Origin of the sequence: Paenibacillus koleovorans NBRC 103111 (assembly GCF_004000845.1) — a bacterium.
In the GTDB taxonomy this organism is placed as follows: Bacteria; Bacillota; Bacilli; order Paenibacillales; family NBRC-103111; genus Paenibacillus_AA; species Paenibacillus_AA koleovorans.
On record NZ_BIMA01000275.1, the window covers coordinates 1 to 562 of the forward strand.

Consider the following 562-nt stretch of genomic DNA (forward strand, 5'->3'; position numbering starts at 1 on the left):
GTTCTTGGCGTTCCTTTCTGAACCTTCTGTCCGATCTGTTACGGACACAGATGTCCTTGATTGGTTTGACTTTAGCTTTTAGTCCTTTCCTACTGCACCCCATAGCGATTGACTATTCCACGCTTCTTCCGGCTGCTGATTTTTCCGCCCATTCGTTCGCACAATAACAAACTTATCCCCCGCTAATGCCCGCATCCCGTTTGCTAATTAAGAATATCCGTTTGTCCAGCGGCCATTCGCCGATTTTACCCGAAAATCAGCCAACTTTTGTTTGTTATCAGCCAACTTTCGTTCTCTGTCTCCGTCTGCCCCATCGGACACTCTGGAGACGGATCCTAAACCTGTCCCTCCCACCTACCCATGCAACTGCCTCACAAGGTTTGCCCTTCCGAGATGTTGCTTGTCGGACCCGAGTGGATCGGCTGGAATGCGGGATTCCGTGCCGAGCGTAACGGTAGAGGCAACCCAAGAGCTCCGAACGCCAAGTAACCGCGGAATGCAGACCGAATAAGTCGGACTGAGAAGCTGCTTGTTGTCCGGATCATCTCCCCAGTCCGAATTT

1 protein-coding gene is annotated in these 562 nt (G+C 51.4%); it reads right to left on the reverse strand.

Going from position 1 to position 562, the window contains the following annotated elements; translation table 11 throughout:
* Positions 1-354: 354 nt before the first annotated feature.
* The coding region (locus PKO02S_RS33070) for a hypothetical protein (RefSeq protein ID WP_218034008.1) at positions 355-562 on the reverse strand (208 nt) is incomplete at its 5' end.